General features: G+C 43.9%; 15 protein-coding genes. 9 read left to right on the forward strand and 6 right to left on the reverse strand.

Translation table 11 applies throughout. The annotated features are described in order from the left end of the window. Positions 1–6 precede the first annotated feature (6 nt). From Y696_RS03970 to Y696_RS03985, 4 genes are read left to right on the forward strand one after another with little or no spacing between them, the layout of a single operon-like run. Positions 7–1515, forward strand: a complete 1509-nt coding sequence (locus Y696_RS03970) for an ABC transporter ATP-binding protein (RefSeq protein ID WP_121509794.1) — start codon at positions 7–9, stop codon at positions 1513–1515. Next, positions 1512–2546: an ABC transporter permease gene (locus tag Y696_RS03975; RefSeq protein WP_006492419.1), complete on the forward strand. Its 1035-nt coding sequence runs from the start codon at positions 1512–1514 to the stop codon at positions 2544–2546. The genes Y696_RS03970 and Y696_RS03975 overlap by 4 nt, the downstream gene beginning before the upstream one ends. Beyond that, positions 2539–3429, forward strand: coding sequence for an ABC transporter permease (locus tag Y696_RS03980; RefSeq protein ID WP_006492420.1), 891 nt, complete (start codon positions 2539–2541; stop codon positions 3427–3429). The genes Y696_RS03975 and Y696_RS03980 overlap by 8 nt, the downstream gene beginning before the upstream one ends. Before the next feature lie 42 nt (positions 3430–3471). Continuing rightward, positions 3472–4974 carry a carboxypeptidase M32 gene (locus Y696_RS03985; RefSeq protein ID WP_006492421.1) on the forward strand — a complete coding sequence of 501 codons (1503 nt, stop codon included), beginning with the start codon at positions 3472–3474 and terminating at the stop codon, positions 4972–4974. Here the strand turns inward: Y696_RS03985 and Y696_RS03990 are convergent. The 6 genes from Y696_RS03990 to Y696_RS04015 all read right to left on the reverse strand — a co-directional run bounded on the left by Y696_RS03990 (position 4967) and on the right by Y696_RS04015 (position 8102). Then, entirely contained in the window at positions 4967–5431 is a 465-nt protein-coding gene (locus Y696_RS03990; RefSeq protein WP_006492425.1) for a DNA polymerase IV (Family X)-like protein, read from the reverse strand. The two genes, Y696_RS03985 and Y696_RS03990, sit on opposite strands and share 8 nt — an antisense overlap. A gap of 80 nt (positions 5432–5511) precedes the next feature. After that, positions 5512–5829, reverse strand: a complete 318-nt coding sequence (locus Y696_RS03995; protein WP_039882868.1) for a NifB/NifX family molybdenum-iron cluster-binding protein — start codon at positions 5827–5829, stop codon at positions 5512–5514. A gap of 2 nt (positions 5830–5831) precedes the next feature. Further along, the gene (locus Y696_RS04000; protein WP_039882870.1) at positions 5832–6707 is read right to left on the reverse strand and encodes an ATP-binding protein; all 876 of its coding nucleotides are present in this window, start codon (positions 6705–6707) and stop codon (positions 5832–5834) included. Further along, entirely contained in the window at positions 6707–7558 is an 852-nt protein-coding gene (locus tag Y696_RS04005; protein ID WP_006492428.1) for an ATP-binding protein, read from the reverse strand. Before Y696_RS04005 ends, Y696_RS04000 begins: the two co-directional genes overlap by 1 nt. A 3-nt stretch (positions 7559–7561) precedes the next feature. Further along, positions 7562–7789 (reverse strand): DUF5320 domain-containing protein, encoded by a 228-nt coding sequence (locus Y696_RS04010; RefSeq protein ID WP_039882872.1) that lies wholly within the window; start codon positions 7787–7789, stop codon positions 7562–7564. 4 nt (positions 7790–7793) lie between these two features. Further along, complete coding sequence (locus tag Y696_RS04015; protein WP_006492430.1) at positions 7794–8102, reverse strand: DUF5320 family protein; 309 nt, start codon at positions 8100–8102, stop codon at positions 7794–7796. 124 nt (positions 8103–8226) lie between these two features. On the opposite strand from Y696_RS04015, the gene Y696_RS04020 reads away from it, so the two are divergent. The 5 genes from Y696_RS04020 to Y696_RS04040 all read left to right on the forward strand — a co-directional run bounded on the left by Y696_RS04020 (position 8227) and on the right by Y696_RS04040 (position 13134). Next, positions 8227–8823, forward strand: a complete 597-nt coding sequence (locus Y696_RS04020; protein ID WP_006492431.1) for a class I SAM-dependent methyltransferase — start codon at positions 8227–8229, stop codon at positions 8821–8823. 103 nt (positions 8824–8926) lie between these two features. Further along, positions 8927–9859, forward strand: coding sequence for a carbohydrate ABC transporter permease (locus Y696_RS04025; protein WP_006492432.1), 933 nt, complete (start codon positions 8927–8929; stop codon positions 9857–9859). Continuing rightward, a complete protein-coding gene (locus Y696_RS04030; RefSeq protein WP_006492433.1) occupies positions 9852–10673 on the forward strand; it encodes a carbohydrate ABC transporter permease in 822 nt (273 codons plus the stop codon). The genes Y696_RS04025 and Y696_RS04030 overlap by 8 nt, the downstream gene beginning before the upstream one ends. 16 nt (positions 10674–10689) lie before the next feature. Continuing rightward, positions 10690–11934 carry an ABC transporter substrate-binding protein gene (locus tag Y696_RS04035; protein WP_121509795.1) on the forward strand — a complete coding sequence of 415 codons (1245 nt, stop codon included), beginning with the start codon at positions 10690–10692 and terminating at the stop codon, positions 11932–11934. Between the two features lie 9 nt (positions 11935–11943). Further along, positions 11944–13134 (forward strand): POTRA domain-containing protein, encoded by a 1191-nt coding sequence (locus tag Y696_RS04040; RefSeq protein ID WP_006492435.1) that lies wholly within the window; start codon positions 11944–11946, stop codon positions 13132–13134. The last annotated feature ends 30 nt before the right edge of the window (positions 13135–13164 follow it).

A 13164-nucleotide genomic window follows, 5' to 3' on the forward strand; every position in this document is an offset into this window, starting at 1 on the left:
GCAGATTTGTCTAAGCCTGTTTTGGAAATAAACGACTTAAATAAGACCTATGAAATTAGCGAAACAAAAGCTTTAGATGGAGTCGCTTTAACTCTGTTCTCCGGAGAGATAACCACTCTGCTTGGAGAAAACGCGGCAGGAAAGACTACGCTTGTTAAGGTCATCATGGGGATCGAAAAGCCCGACAGTGGATCGATGGTCTTCAAAGGCGAGAAATACCTTCCATCGGGTCCCCACTTCGCAAACGAGAAAGGTCTGGGAATGGTCCCTCAGAGCATAAAAGTCGTTGATAAGCTTTCGGTGATTGAGAATCTTATTCTCGGTTTCAGAAGAAATCGAAAGAAAGTTAGAATGAAGGACTACAGAGAGAGTCTTAGAGAATTAATGAAACAATACTCTCTTCAGCTACCGCTAGACAATGAAGTGGCGTCGCTTTCCACAGGGCAAAGACAGAAGCTAGAGATTCTTAGAGTGCTCCAGAATTCGCCTGATGTGATAATATTTGACGAACCCACTACTCTGATTTCCAACAGAGAAAAAGAAGAACTTTTCGAGATCATCACAAGACTGAGATCTCAGGGAAAGGCGGTAGTCTTCATTACTCACAAGCTTCGTGAAGCTTACTCCATTTCGGACAAGATTGTTGTGCTTCGCTCTGGAAAGGTTGTCTTTTCAGAAAGTAGGTATAAGACTTCCATAAAAGAGCTTCAAGAACTCCTATACGGCGGGGAATTCTGTGCACTTCGTGTTCAGTCCCCTACGTCCGATGAATCTCTCTTACGTGTTCAGGAAGTGAGTGTTGAAGGTTCTTCTAATAGTGAGGCCGTAAAAGGGGTCTCCTTTGAAGCAAGAAGGGGAGAAATCCTTTTTGTTTCAGGAGTTGCGGGAAATGGTCAAGAAGAGCTTCTAGATGGAATTTTCGGGATGAGAAGAGTTCTGTCCGGAAGAGTGATTCTCGACGGAAAAGATATAACGGGTTTGAAACCTTTCAAACTTCGTAAACTTGGACTGGCAGCTCTTCATTACGACAGAGACAATATTGCCAGCTGTAAAGGCTCATCCATAAGGGACAATCTCCTTGTATACTCAATAAGTAACGGGGAGTGGGTTGTTGAAGAAAAGAAACATGTGTTCTCAGCAAGAAAACTTCTTAGGGATTATGGCGTGACCTTCGGGAAAATTCAAGATCCGATTTCCTCACTTTCAGGTGGAAATCTTCAGAAGTTACTGCTTGCAAGAGAGATAAGCAGCGATCCAAAGGTTCTTCTACTTGGAGAACCATTCAGAGGACTTGATGTCAAGAGTCTCGAGAGCGTGAAATTCCTTCTAATGGAGGCAAAGAAGAGAATTGCCATCGTAGCTTTTTCGGCAGATGTTGACGAAGCACTCACAATTGCTGATAGAATACTCATCATGTCTGAGGGAAGAGTCGTCTTTTCTTCTGACATCAGGCCGGGATTAAGTACTCCTGATCTGAGAAAGTATCTCTTCGGAGCGATGGAGGAGATAGAGTGATTTCAAGACTTCACAACCTTGGACGATCACTGCTGGTTATCGCAATTTCTTTGAGTGCGGGTCTTCTTCTAGTAGTGTTGATGAGTGACGATCCTGGCCATGCCGCAAGGGCCTTCTTTCTCTCAGTCTTTTCTAATCGTTTCTACTTTGGCAATCTACTTGCACATTCGATACCGTTAATGCTTACGGGATTGGCCGCATCAGTTGCCTTCACAGCTTCCTGTTTTAATTTGGGAATGGAAGGTCAGGTTTATCTGGGAGCGCTGGCGGGTACTTCGGTAGGCATTCTTATATCCGATCTTGTACCTGGAGCAATTGGAATTGCCTTCATGTTTACAGTCAGTTTCTTCTTTGGGGCTTCGGTGGCAAGTATTTCCGCTATCCTTAAGATCCGAACTGGAGTTAGTGAGCTGATTTCATCTCTCCTTCTCAGCAATGGAATAGTGCTTGTAGTCGATTATTTTGTCGAAGGACCACTAAATGACAGGGCTTCTGGTCTTGCGGCATCCATAAGCCTTCCTGCAAAATTCAGATTCAATGGTCTTATGCTGCCTTCTGGTTTACACACAGGGATCTTCTTCTCTCTTTGTGCTGCCTTTTTATTGTGGTTCTTCCTATTCAAGACTAGAGAGGGTTTCAAGATCAGAATAGTTGGGAAAAATCGAGCTTTCGCTTTTTATGCTGGATTGAAAACGAATAGGTTGCTATTTTGGGCTCTGTTTCTGAGTGGTGGATTGGCTTCTACAGCGGGAATTATAGATGTTGTTGGAATTCATGGACGTGTAATGAGAGGTTTTTCGAGCGGATATGGGTGGAATGGTATCGCTATCGCATTGATTGCAAGGAATAATCCAGTGATGGTTATACCTGCCGCTCTTTTTTTTGCTTACCTAGAGAGCGGAGCACAAATTGCAGCGCTTGAAGCAAATATCACACCTGAATTTGCCAGAATAGTTCAGGCCGTGATCTTCTTCTTGATAACCGCTGAAGCGCTTGTTCCCAAACACCTCGGGAGGAAACGATATGCTTGAAGCCATCATCAGGGATACGATAAAAAACTCCACGCCGATTGTCCTCGCAGCGAGCGGCGGTTTACTGACGGAGGTATCTGGGTGGCTAAATATTGGTCTTGAAGGCACAATATTGTCAGCGGCTTTTTTTGCGGTTGTAGTTTCGTCGTTCACTGGAAGCGTTATAATCGGAACTCTTGCCGCCATTCTGGTGGCGATGGCCCTTTCTTCAATTATCTTCTTCGCTGTAAGATACTTGAAGGCCAATCTCTTTGTTGTTGGCATAGCTGTTAATCTTCTTTCGGTGGGAATTACTGTCACGCTTGCTTACAACTGGTTTTTAAGCAAAGGGACTGTGGTCTTCAGCGATTCTCCAAGACCCGTAGTCCTTTCTTTGGATTTCCTCACCGGTTCGGGTTTTGGTTGGCTCAACGGACTGAGTTTATTCGATCTATCGGCGTTTGTAGTACCTTTGTTTCTTCTTCTGTTTTTCAAGAAAACGTCCACAGGAGTGAAGTTGCGTTCTTGTGGATTCGACGAGGAAAGCGCTTTTTATAGCGGAGTTAAAGTAAACGACTTAAGGTTTCTCGCATACACTGGGAGCGGTATTCTTTCAGGACTAGCTGGGGCTGCCTTGTCCATTCCAATGGGGGCCTTTGTTTCCAATATGTCTGGAGGAAGAGGTTGGTTAGCACTTGTTGCAGTTATCATGGGAAGAAAGAATCCCTTAATAGTCCTTTTGTCCGCTTTAATGCTAGGGTTCGTCACTGAGCTTTCAGTTTTCCTGCAGGTTGCCACTGAGATCTCTCCTAAACTTCTTCTATCTTTACCGTACTTTGCCTCTTTCATTATCCTGGCGATCTCTTATGGTGAAAACAAGGACAAGAGGTTCATGGACTGGTAAAGATATGTGCATGATATAATTCTTCAAATTGGAGGTGTAGTTTTGAAGCTTATAGATGAACTTAGGTCGAAGTACTCCGAAATCACTTATCTTCATAGTGCTGCCGCTCTGATAACGTGGGACATGAGAACGTATATTCCACCCAAAGGCGCTGAGATGAGATCAGAGGTTCTAGGGTACGTCTCGACTCTCGCATTCAGAAAGGCAGTTTCCGAAGAGATGGGAACTTTGCTGAGTCAACTGGCCGAAGGAAAAATTGAAGAGGAATTAACAGAAGATGAGAAAGCAATGGTGAGAGTGGCAACTAAGGCTTATAACAGAGTCAAGGCCATTCCACCGGACCTATATCACAGATTCTCTGTTTTATCGTCAAAAAGTGAAAAGGTATGGGAAAGGTCGAGAAATGAAAACGATTTCAAGAGTATAGCGCCTTATCTAGAGGAGATTATCGATTTATTGAGAGAAATGGCCAGGCTTTACGGTTACGAAGAGAACCCTTATGACGCGCTTCTGGAAGGCTATGAAGAGGGGATGACAGCCAAGAAGCTGCGAAAGATAATAGAACCACTGAAATCGGAACTGATTCCTTTTATTAGGAGAATTGTAGAGAAAGGCAAATCCCCGGATACTGGAATTCTTAAAGGCAGATTCAGCAAGAAAGCTCAGGAGAAGCTGAGTAGAAAGGCTCTGAAATTAATAGGATATGACTTTGAAGCAGGTAGACTTGATGAGACAGTTCATCCATTCACGATTGGTATCGGTGTTAATGATGTAAGGGTAACCACGAAATACTTACCTGATGAATTCACACCGTCGCTCTTCGGATCTATTCATGAGGGGGGCCATGCGATTTATGAACAGGGATTGCCGATTTCGCTCATCGATACGCCTCTTTACGGTGCATGTTCTTTGGGTATCCACGAATCGCAGTCGAGAATGATGGAGAATATGGTGGGAAGAAGTATGGAATTTCTATCTTTCTTCTACCCACAGATTCAGAAGGCATATCCATCGAACTTCAGACATGTATCTCTATGTGAATTCTACAGAGCAATTAACAATGTAGAACCTTCTCTGATTAGAATAGAGGCAGATGAAGTCACCTACAACCTACATATAATGGTTAGATTTGAACTGGAAGAAGCACTCATCAAAGGTGATCTCAAAGTCTCAGATCTTCCGGAAGCATGGAATTCGAAGATGAAAGAATATCTTGGAATTGAACCTCAAACAAACAGAGATGGCGTTCTCCAGGATGTACACTGGCCGTCTGGAACAATAGGATACTTCCCTTCTTACATGCTAGGGAATCTCTATGCTGCTCAGATGTTTGCAAAGGCAAAGGAGGACATCCCTGGTCTGGAAAAGAGGATTGAAAAGGGAGATGTGCTGTCCCTGGTAGATTGGTTGAGGGATAATATCCACTCAAAAGCCAGGCGTTACGAACCTGAAAAACTTCTAAAAATAGCCACTGGGAAGGAGCTGGATCCCAGCTATTTCCTGAAGTATGTAATGGAGAAGTATTCGAAGATCTACTTCACTTAGTTTTGGAGGAACCAATTTCAATAAGGAGAGCTTCAATACTGGAGAGCCTTTCTTGAGACAACTTGAGGCTCTCCTTTTTGTCGACCAAAAATCCAACAATCTCAAGCGGCTCAGTCAAGCCCATGTCCTTCCAGATGAAGGATAAGACTTCAGGATCAATGAGATCATGTGCAGCAAGTGCATAAATGGAATTAGGGAGTGTGCTTTTCAAATCAGTAATCTTCTGAATTTCAGAGCCATGAAGGAACTCAAGAGACTTCTCTACTACAGCTTTTCCGATTCCCTTTATCGACGAGAGAGCTATGATATCTTGACTTGAAAGCTTCCCCGAAGTAAGGTTTGATCTGATAGTTTTAGCGGCAAATTCGTAAGTTCTTATTTTGAATGGATTGTCCCTGGCTACCTTCAAAAGTCTCGACAGAAGATCGAATTGTCTTGCAAGATCTTCTTTCTCCACTCACTTCACCTCTAACTATATTTTATAGCAGAAACCAGGGATTTGTCCAAATGATAGGATGAATCAACAAAATTTCTATTCTACTTCTTTTTGCGAAGTACAGCGTCGATATTCTCTTTGGCAGTTCCGACGAACGCTTCGTAGAATGCAATTCCGGCCGCTTCAATTGCTTGAACTGCATTCCCTCCAAGATGAAAGGCAATCAGTGCGCTTATACCTTTCTTTGTGAGCATGTTCACCGCCATCGGTCCGGCTCCGTGCGCTACACTGTTGTCAGGTTCAATGTATTCTTCACTTCCAGTTTCGGGATCGTATATAAGGAAATACTTTGCCCTGGCAAATCTATCGTCCGGAATACTATTCATACTCTTCTCTTTCACTGGAACAGCAATTTTCATACTCATCCTCCAACTCCACTGATTTTTCGCTTTAGCCTTTGAGCAATACGCACAATTGCTTCTGCTGCTTCTGAACCTTTTATTGAAACGACTGGCTTACCCATAATAGTAGCTTTCTCGACCTGCTCGTCAAAAGGGATTTTTCCAATTAGCTCAATGCCGTTTGCTCCGCACCAAGACTCAATGAAGGAGCTTTTCGATGTGTTAAGATCCCACTTGTTGATGACTATTCCGAAATCCCTCTTGAAGTGTCTTATTGTTTCGACTATTCTGGCCAGGTCGTGATTACCGGAAACTGTGGGTTCAGCTACTACCAGAACGTAAGTAGTACCGGTTATTGAAGATGTTGCGGGACAACCAATTCCTGGGGCTCCATCTATGATGATAACTTCCTTCTTTTCCTCTTCGGCAACTTTGATGGCAAGCTTTCTTACCTCCGCGACAAGTCCACCAGATGTCTCCTCTCCGGGAGTGAGAAGGGCATGCACAAGAGGAATGCCGTTTGATTGGGACAAGAAGTAATCGCCAGATTTGTTGTCTTTGAGTGTAATAGCATCAGCAGGACATACTGCGACACACATCCCGCAACCTTCACAGGCATAAGGATCAACCGAATAGGGCCCCCCTCTGATCACTGCATCGAATCTGCAATACTTTTCACAAATTCCGCAAGAAATGCACGAATCAGAGATCTCAGCCTTCTTTCCACCGAAGTATTCATATTTCTCAATCAGCTTGTTTTCCAATATTAGATGAAGGTTTGGGGCATCCACATCACAATCGGCCATAACAATAGAATCAAACAGGACAGAAAGTGATCCCGAGAGTGTTGTTTTCCCCGTTCCTCCCTTTCCGCTTACAATTGCTAGCTGAAACATCATGACACCCCCGCTGAAGAAAGGATTCTCTCCGCAAGCGATTTGAATCTTGCTTTCCAGATTGGCGAAGTTTCAACAAAGAGCTTGCCTTCAGAATAAGACTCAGCTATACCGCGATCAAAAGGGATTCTTTCAAGAACGGAGAAATTCTCTTCACTGGCGTATTCATCTACAAGAGTATAAGAACCGGTATCCCTGTTTATTACAATGCCAAAGGGAATATCCATTTCCCTAACAATTTCCACAGCAAGTTTTAAATCGTGAAGACCGAATGGCGTTGGTTCTGTTACGAGTATAGCGTAGTCGACATTTCTGAGAGTTTCAACAACTGAGCAGGAAGTCCCCGGAGGTGAATCGATTATTACTATTCTATCCCTGTTTATGTGCTTCTTCAGTGTTCTTATAACCTTTACAGGAGAAGGCTCGCCAATTTCTAGTATTCCCATTCCAAAGTCAATCTTTTTGTTTATCTTTCCGGTCTGAACCTTTCCGATTATCTTTGGTCTCTCGGTAATGGCCTTCTCGGGACAAATGAATGTGCATAAACCGCAACCGTGACAAAGCGATTCAAAAACCATGACTCCAGCGTCAAAAACTGAGAGAGCGCCAAACTGGCATGCTTCAGCACATTTTCCACATCGGGTACATTTTTCGTTATCTATTAGGGGGAGAAGAAGTTCTATCTCCTCTTCCTGGTTGATATCCGGCTCGAAGAAGAGATGCACATCGGGCTCTTCAGCATCTGCATCGAGAAGCTGCACTTCAAACTCGTCGGAAATTGCTTCGGCAAGATTAGTGGCAAGGGTCGTCTTACCAGTGCCACCCTTGCCACTCAATACTGCGATAACCAAGGCTTACCACCATCTCCTGAAGCCGTAACCCATGCCTCTTCCGGGACCAAATCCCGCTCCAAAACCCATTCTTCTCCCGAGAAAGAGCCTTCTCCTCGGGAAAAACCTGTACGAATAATTTCTAACCGGGTAAGCGGGCCCTACCACTCGGTCTCTGGGTGCACAGTTGCCCATGCCCCAACCGGTCATTGGTCCGTAGCCTTCAGGACCTGTTCCATCTCTCCACGGCATAATGTCACTCCTCCTCCGCACTGGTTGTGTTCTGAAGTGTCTCAAGCCTTTTCTCTATTTCTCTAAGTTCCTCATTGATCATGTCGAGTTCCTTCTTTAGGAAAGCTTGATACTCTCTTAAATCTTGACGTTCCATTTCCGGAGAAATCTCTACGTCGTAATCGTATGGTCCGTAATAACCATATCCTCTTCCGGGGCCAAATCCCCTTCCATATCCCATACCTCTTCCGTATCCCGCTCCGTACCCTGGGCCATATCCATAGAATCTGCATGACCCGTCTCTAAACCTCATTGGACCTGATCCATATGGCATATAGTCACCTCCTATATATGCACTTATCATATATATTATACAAATTCAGATATAAAATGTCAAGACAAGCATCTCGTTGTAGAATTATGCTTTATTTCTGATAGTATCTAGATAAGGAGGATCAATGGGAAACAGGGCTCACGTATTACTTTTTACATTAATTGCTCCCTTTTATGATGTTGCGTTCAAGTCGCAGCTAAAGAGCTATCGAAAGTTGCTGAAAGAACACCGATCTCTGCTTGGAAAAGGGATAAGAAGTGTCTTAGACATTGGTTGCGGAACTGGTGCCCTTGCGCTGGCATTTAGCGAGCTAGGGTATGAAGTGACTGCCGTGGATGCCTCTGCCGCCATGGTTATGATTGCCAGGCACAATTTGAGGGGTAGTGGTGTATCGGTTGTTCAAGGTGATTTCTTTGAGAAACTTCCTTTTGAGGACAGCAGTTTTGATCTTCTTGTTGCCTCTTATGTCACTCACGGTCATAAACGTGAAGGTAGAGAAAAGTTCTACAAGGAGAGTCGAAGAATTTGCAATAAAGAGGTCTTGATCCATGAGTTTTTTCCGAACAGAAATCCATTGATCTCTACTGTTGAGTTTTTCGAGAGAAGTGATTACAGAAAGTTTGTGCCAAAGGCTTTCGAAGAGCTGAAAGAGTACTTTCCTGTTGTAGATAGAAGGAGGTTATCTTCCTCTACTGGGTGGTACATTTGTCGTTGTGAGTAAGATGTTCATTGAGTTTGTTCAGGAAGGTTCAAGGATTTTAAGCCCTACGGTGTCGTATTGCCGATGTAGTTTCTTGAGAAGAGGATTCTGGGGGTAGACACAGGTGAAGAAATTTATCCCGTACCTATTTATAGCGCCTGCGGGCCTTATAATAGCTTTCTTTATGCTTTACCCACTGTTTTATTCATTTGCAATAAGCCTTTTCGAATGGGATCTTTCTCCAAACATGACCTTTGTAGGTCTCAGGAATTATTCAGAGATTCTCTCATCGAGTGAATTCTGGGATTCCATGCTTTATACTGCTTACTATATTCTCGGCGTGCTGCCCTTCTCGCTCCTTATAGGATTTCTCATAGCAACCTTGTTGAACGACTCCACAATGAAGGGAATTGGCTTTTTTAGGATGATTTACTTTCTTCCGGTAGTGACTTCGCCAATTGCAGCAGGCATGGGTTTCAGTTTTCTGTTCAGCACGGAACTGGGATATGTGAATCACATAATTGCATCGCTTGGAGGAGAATACGTGAACTGGTTGACAAATCCAGAAGGGATTTTTCAGATCCTCCTGAACTGGACTGGAATTACACTTCCCAAAGTACTTCAGGGGCCGAGTGTGTCTCTTTTTGTGATAATCCTTATGGGAATATGGCAAAATATTGGATACGCAATGGTCGTTTATCTTGCAGGGCTTCAGAACATCCCAACGACATACTATGAGGCAGCCTCGCTTAGTGGAGCTAGCAAATTCCAGATGCTTAGGAAGATCACCGTTCCTCTCTTATCGCCAACAACATTTTTTCTTCTGATAATGTTTAGCATAAGTTCCTTTCAGGTCTTTGGACCGATAATGGTTATGACTCCCGACGGAGGACCACTTAACACAACTTCGGTAGTTGTTTTTCGGCTCTATCGTGAAGCCTTCTCTTACTATCGATTCGGTTATGCCGCTGCAATGGCCTTTGTTCTATTCCTGTTTGTTATTTCGCTCACTGTATTTCAGGTTAGAACAATTGAGAGGACTGTTCATTATGAGTAAAAGGGTCGGTAGAACTGTCAAGTATGTAATTCTTGTGGTGGGAGCCATTGTAATGGTCTTTCCCTTCTTCTGGTCTTTTATGACATCATTCAAAGATCTAAAGGAGATACTTAGGGATCCGTTTTCACTGATACCCAAAGAGTTTACAATGAAGAACTACGTAAGTGTCTTTACCAAAGTTCCATTTGCTAGGTATCTTTTAAACAGTACTGTTGTAGCATTGGCAACGACTTTCTTGCAGCTCTTGACGGCTTCCTTGGCAGCATTCGCTTTTGCTAGAATGAGGTTTCGTGGCAGAGATGTGATATTCTATGTTTTTCTGGCAACTATGATGATTCCACAGCAGGTTGTCATGATTCCTCAATACCTGGTCGTCATGAAACTTAACATGGACAACTCTTATCTTGGATTGATTTTGCCTCATGCCTCGACCGCTATTTCGATCTTTTTTCTGAGGCAGTTCTTTCTAACTATTCCAAGAGATCTGGAAGACGCAGCAACAATTGACGGTTGTGGTCCTCTACGCACTTTGGTCAATGTCTTTTTGCCACTTACCAAACCGGCAATAGCAACAATTGCTGTCTTTTCGTTCATGTGGTCGTGGAACAACTACTTTTGGCCGCTTCTGGTAATAAGTGAGCCGAAGATGAGGACCGTGCAGCTCGGTCTCGCGATGTTTAAATCAGAAGGGGGAATTCAGTGGGGAGAGTTCATGGCCGCCACCGTTGTAGCTACACTTCCGATTATGATTGCGTATTTCATAGCTCAAAGGCAGTTCGTTAAGGGAATAACTCTTACGGGACTAAAAGGATAGTGAAAAGGAGGAAAAGATGAAAAGAATAATTACTGTATTTGCCTTGTTAGTTTTCTCGCTTACTGGGTTGGGAGCCGTGACACTTACTTTCTGGCACTCGATGTCCGATTATCAGAAACCAATAATCGATAAGCTCGTTGCGGATTTTAACAGGTCTAATGACGGCATCGAAGTGAAGGCAATCTTTCAGGGTTCATACGATGAGACTGTAACAAAGTTGAAAGCTGCTCTGCTAGCAGGAAAGGGTCCGGATATTGCACAGGTAAACATTGAACATATCCAAATTTTCTCCAAAGATGGATCGTTACAAGATCTTACAGATCTGATTTCAAATGATCCCACACTCAGTGCAGAAGATTTCGTCGAAAGCTTCTGGCAGACTATAATTCGCGATGGTAAACCTTATGCATTGCCCTTCAACATAAGTGCTTTAATGCTTTTCTACAACAAGGACCACTTCGAAGCAGCTGGATTAGACCCCAATAAACCTCCCAAAAACTGGGAAGAACTGGAGGAGTATGCCAGAAAGCTTACAATCAGAAAATCATCAGATTCCAGGCCTTCTCAATACGGTCTTTTGTGGGGAGTAGACACCATGTTTTACCAGTTTGAACCTTTAGTCTGGCAAAATGGTGGAGAGATTTTCAATGAAGACATGACTGAGTGCATCATCAACTCTGCCGAAGGAATCGAAGCTTTGGAAACGTGGAGACGCTGGTTTGCAGAGGGTCTTTCCCCAGCAGATTTAACAATCGATGAAGGTATCCAGTCATTCACAATGGGTAGAATCTCAATGGGGCCAATGACTAGTGGAGGAATCCGTTATGCACTGGAGAACATCCCTTGGGATTTAGGGGTAGCTCCGCTTCCTGAAGGAAAGCTGAAGGCAACAACACTCGGTGGTGGTTCGCTTTCCATCATGTCGGGACTTTCGGAGGAGAAGGTTAAGGCTGCATGGACCTTCATCAAGTGGATGGTCTCGGAAAAGAACACTTTGTTCTGGTATGAGGGGACTGGATACATGCCTGTTCTCAAGTCGGCTATGGATTCTCTGGAGATTCAGCTTATCTGGCAGAGGTTCCCGCAGTTGAAGGCGCCTATAGAATCAGTCGTTTTTGCGAGGCCAAGACCAGTACACACGAACATTATCGAGATCAGAAATATTCTATACAACGCAGTGGAACAGGTAAGGAAAGGCGTTTCGGAACCCAAACCAGCTTTTGATGAAGCTGTAATCAAAGTCAATGAGCTGCTGAAGTGAGGTGATGATATGAAGCGAGTACTTCTGGCAACAGTGCTCTTATTATTTTCATTGACAGCTTTTGGTGCGGACAGAATTGTGGGGATAGAGGTTACAGGAGTTCATAAAACAAACCCGCGAGTAGTAATAAACATCTCGGGGCTACAGATTGGTGAAGAGCTGGATATCGAGAAAGTTTACAGGGCGAAGAGAAATCTTGAGGATTGCGGGCTTTTCACAGATGTCTACCTCCAGCTGAATGATGTCGATGGCGACTACAAACTAATAATTTCAGTTCAAGAGCGCAACACTATCTACCCGTACTTTGGCGAGTATCTGGCATTGGGGGTTGGAGATAAGAGTTTTTTGGGTTCAGGTGTCAACCTCTATGGAGGTATCAGGTTCCTGAGATTTACCGATGAAAAACTACTGGGGGTTCTTCCCAAACCTCAATTCTTCTGGGGCGGCCTTACTTTGGGTGCAAGCACCTTCAGTGCCTTTGGAAGCGGGTTAGATCCTTTCTTGGAACTGACTCTGTTCAGAGAAGTTCCCTGGAGGGACGATTTGATTCTTACGCTGGACTCATTTGGTGCTGGAACAACCTATCCCTTCGAAGACTTAGTTGTCGGGATATCTTACGCATATGAAAAGGCAACGTTCGATGCTACACCGTTGAATAACTACTCGCTATCAATCCTTTCAGGGGCCTTCGCGTTTGGAGACGAGGAGAATTATGAAGAGAAAAGAGGGAATTTCTATGGTCAGACTACCCTCTCCTACGGGTTCGGAAAAGGAATCAATTACCTAAATCAGAAAGCTTCACTCACTTACTGGTATAGAATAATCGGTAGAATTTACGTCCAAAGCGATACAATGGCAGGATTAACTTATTTCGGCCAGGCGCCCGTGACGAAACAGTTTTATCTCGGCGGTAATCTTGATCTCAAGGGGTGGGAACCTTATTCCTTCAATCCGAGATTCTTCCTGTTAGAAATACTGGAGGCCGGAGTCCCTCTTACCGAGAGTTTTGGTATCTCCTCTTCCGATGAAATGAGCGTCTTTATACCGAAGCTCTACCTCATGGGAGCTCTCGGTGACAATGAAACTCTTGGGATGTCTGTTGGAATCGGTTTCGAATGGAAGACACCGCTTGGTGTTGCGGTAGAACCTCAATTATTCTTTGGAGGAAGTGGATTCAAATTCTATCTAGAGTTGAACTAGACGAGTCGAATATTCGTTATTCGAGCAAAT

Origin of the sequence: Mesotoga sp. H07pep.5.4 (assembly GCF_003664935.1) — a bacterium.
In the GTDB taxonomy this organism is placed as follows: domain Bacteria; phylum Thermotogota; class Thermotogae; order Petrotogales; family Kosmotogaceae; genus Mesotoga; species Mesotoga prima.

Coding starts and splice junctions, on each gene's coding strand:
- Y696_RS04035 (WP_121509795.1), top strand. CDS start 10,690: ATGAAAAGAATAATTACTGTATTTGCCTTGTTAGTTTTCTCGCTTACT.
- Y696_RS03995 (WP_039882868.1), bottom strand. CDS start 5,829: ATGAAAATTGCTGTTCCAGTGAAAGAGAAGAGTATGAATAGTATTCCG.
- Y696_RS04020 (WP_006492431.1), top strand. CDS start 8,227: ATGGGAAACAGGGCTCACGTATTACTTTTTACATTAATTGCTCCCTTT.
- Y696_RS04010 (WP_039882872.1), bottom strand. CDS start 7,789: ATGCCGTGGAGAGATGGAACAGGTCCTGAAGGCTACGGACCAATGACC.
- Y696_RS04000 (WP_039882870.1), bottom strand. CDS start 6,707: ATGTTTCAGCTAGCAATTGTAAGCGGAAAGGGAGGAACGGGGAAAACA.
- Y696_RS04030 (WP_006492433.1), top strand. CDS start 9,852: ATGAGTAAAAGGGTCGGTAGAACTGTCAAGTATGTAATTCTTGTGGTG.
- Y696_RS03980 (WP_006492420.1), top strand. CDS start 2,539: ATGCTTGAAGCCATCATCAGGGATACGATAAAAAACTCCACGCCGATT.
- Y696_RS04040 (WP_006492435.1), top strand. CDS start 11,944: ATGAAGCGAGTACTTCTGGCAACAGTGCTCTTATTATTTTCATTGACA.
- Y696_RS04015 (WP_006492430.1), bottom strand. CDS start 8,102: ATGCCATATGGATCAGGTCCAATGAGGTTTAGAGACGGGTCATGCAGA.